At 65.2% G+C, this 2,919-nt stretch carries 3 protein-coding genes; all 3 read left to right on the plus strand.

Annotation, left to right across the window (positions count from 1 at the left end; genetic code table 11):
* On the plus strand, positions 1 to 532 hold a 532-nt coding region (locus QOC69_RS02560; RefSeq protein WP_526436039.1), incomplete at its 5' end, for a fumarylacetoacetate hydrolase family protein.
* A 75-nt stretch (positions 533 to 607) separates the two neighbouring features.
* Positions 608 to 1,765: a CaiB/BaiF CoA transferase family protein gene (locus QOC69_RS02565; protein ID WP_526436041.1), complete on the plus strand. Its 1,158-nt coding sequence runs from the start codon at positions 608 to 610 to the stop codon at positions 1,763 to 1,765.
* Complete coding sequence (locus QOC69_RS02570; RefSeq protein WP_526436043.1) at positions 1,762 to 2,562, plus strand: enoyl-CoA hydratase/isomerase family protein; 801 nt, start codon at positions 1,762 to 1,764, stop codon at positions 2,560 to 2,562. The genes QOC69_RS02565 and QOC69_RS02570 overlap by 4 nt, the downstream gene beginning before the upstream one ends.
* The last annotated feature ends 357 nt before the right edge of the window (positions 2,563 to 2,919 follow it).

Consider the following 2,919-nt stretch of genomic DNA (forward strand, 5'->3'; position numbering starts at 1 on the left):
GCCACCACTGTTCCTCAAGTCCCACAACGCGATCACCGGCCCGGACTCGGTCATACTGCGGCCTACGGAGGTCCGGCGCCTGGAGTACGAGGGCGAGCTGGCCGTCGTCATCGGCCGCACCGCCCAGGACGTGCCTGCCGATCGTGCCGCGGACTTCGTGCTCGGCTACACCTGCGCGAACGACGTCACTGCGCACGACTGGCGTGACGACGGACAGTGGACCCGCGCGAAGAGCGCCGACACCTTCTGCCCAATGGGACCGTGGATCGAGACCGACGTAGCCGATCCGTCGGCGTTGCAGATCACCACCCGGGTCGGCGGCCGAGTCGTCCAAGACGGATCGACCTCGGACATGGTGTTCGGGATAGGCGAGCTGCTGGCGTTCGTCACTCGATGGATCACGCTCGAACCCGGGGACGTGCTGCTGACGGGCAGTCCTGCCGGGGTAGGTCCGATGGTGCCCGGTGACATCGTCGAGGTCGAAATCTCCGGTATCGGCACGCTTCGCAACACGGTGGCGGACCGGGGCTGATCGAACCCCGATTCACTTCGTACGGTGAGAACCATGAAGGCGGAGGACAAATTGACGACAGGATCGAACCCACCCTTGACCGGCGTCACAGTGCTCGAGGTCGGCGCGTTCATGGCCGCTCCGTACGCGACGATGCAACTGGCCGATCTCGGCGCCCGCGTGATCAAGGTAGAGAATCCGGACGGAGGCGATCCCGTCCGCGCCAGCGGGCCGTTCATCGACGGGGAAAGCTCCCCGTTCGTGCGGCTGAACCGCAACAAGGAATCGGTCACGCTCGATCTCAAGGCTGAGCGCGACAATGCCACATTCCGGGAGCTCGTACGGGCGGCCGACGTCCTGGTCGAGAACCTCCGGCCGGGGGCGATGAGCCGGTTGGGACTCGACTATGCGGCCATGCGCCAGGAGAACCCGCGGCTGATCTATGCCTCGGCGTCCGGGTGGGGCCAGGACGGCCCGCTCGCCCACCTCCCTGGTCTGGACATCATGGCGCAGGCGCGCAGCGGCCTGATGAGCGTGACGGGCTTTCCCGATCGCGAGCCAGCCAAGGTCGGCGTCCCGATCTGCGACCTGGTCTGCGCCCTGTACCTCGCCTTGGCGGTGACCGCGGCGTTGCGCGAGCGCGACCGGTCGGGGGAAGGGCAGCACATCGATGTCTCCCTGCTGGAATCCGGAGTCTCCTTCGCGGTGTGGGAAGCCGGGTTGTATTTCGCCGAAGGAACCGTCCCGCGCCCGCACGGATCCGCGCATCAGAACAACGCGCCCTACCAGGCCGTGCGGACTGCTGACGGACACGTCACCATCGGCGCGACCACTGCAAAGACCTGGCCGGCGTTCTGCCACACGCTGGGCCTCGACGACCTGCTCTCCGACCCGCGATATGTCGATGCCTACTCAAGGCGGCAACATCGCGAAGAGCTCGTGGAGACCATTGAAGAGATCACTACAACCCGGACTACGCGGTCCATTGTGGACGACCTCGAGCTGGCGGGGGTGCCGTGCGCGCCGATCCTCGATTACTCACAGGTGTTCACCGACGAGACGTTGCGACAACGCGACTTCTTCTGGGACGCACCACACCCCACGCTGGGCCCGGTCGAGCAGCTGGGATCCCCGATGCGATTCTCCCGCACGCCCGTGCGGCGGGCGAATGCCGGACCGCCTCTTGGCGAATCGACCGCGAAAGTCCTTGCGGAAATCAGCCACGTCGACCGAAAAGGTGATGAACAGCGATGAACACCTCCGAAGTTGAGCTCAGCGCCGAAAACCACGTACTCACCGTGACGTTCAACCGACCGGAGCAGCGCAACGCGATGACCTGGGCCATGTATGAGGCGCTTGAGCAAGCCTGCGACCGAGCCGACTCCGACGGCGAGATCCGAGTCATGGTCTTGCGCGGCGCCGGGGGCCGCGCATTCGTCGCGGGTACGGACATCAGCCAGTTCGCCCGGTTCTCCAACGGTCAGGATGGGGTGGACTACGAGCGCCGGGTGACCGCGGTGCTCGACCGGCTGCAGGCCGTGACGATCCCCACCGTCGCGTCGATCGACGGCTACTGCGTGGGCGGCGGTTTCGGCATCGCCTGCGCGGTCGACCTCCGTGTCGCGACACCCCGAGCGAAATTCGGAGTGCCGATCGCACGCACACTGGGGAATTGCGTCTCGGTGGCCACCCTTGACCTGCTCGTCAAGAACCTCGGTCACTCACGCACGATCGCGCTGTTGCTGACGGCCGAGTTGATGAGCGCCGAGGAGGCCCATTCGGCGGGATTCCTCGTGGCGCTGGCGGACGATCTGGAAGAAGCAATCGAAAAGCTCACCGACGGCATCGTGGCCCACGCGCCCTTGAGCATGTGGGCATCCAAAGAGGGCCTGCGCAGATTGCACCGCAGCGGACGCGACGCTGACATGACCGACATCGTGTCGCGCGTCTACGGCTCAGCTGACTTCCGGAACGCGGTCGAGGCGTTCACGGCGAAGCGAGCGCCGAGCTGGAATGGTCACCGCGACTGGATGACCAGCGGGGGGCCCTAGCGTCTCGGGATGCTGGTTGGTGTTCGTCTGTGGTTCTGGGAGGATCCGGGTCTCACGGGTTGACGCGAATGTTTGGTCAGCACAGCGGACGGAGCCCCGGTATCCATGAAAGATTCTGCAGCACTCGATATCTGACATCTCCGTGGACACTCGTCATTACAATTAGTGGTCGACGGTGACGGTCCCAGGTCGGTCCTCCTCACCCAGGGTGATAGATAGTTTCGACTCCAACTCCAACTCCAGCCACGTCCTCGACCGTGCCCGTTGTCACGGCGAGTTGAATGGGTGTCGTGGAGTTCAGAAACAGGCCGACCCACATGGTGGTTCCCGCCGGTGCGGGGCTGGCTGTGTGGGTGC

This window comes from Mycobacterium sp. (assembly GCF_032162105.1).
Taxonomy (GTDB): domain Bacteria; phylum Actinomycetota; class Actinomycetes; order Mycobacteriales; family Mycobacteriaceae; genus Mycobacterium.

Coding starts and splice junctions, on each gene's coding strand:
- QOC69_RS02570 (WP_526436043.1), top strand. CDS start 1,762: ATGAACACCTCCGAAGTTGAGCTCAGCGCCGAAAACCACGTACTCACC.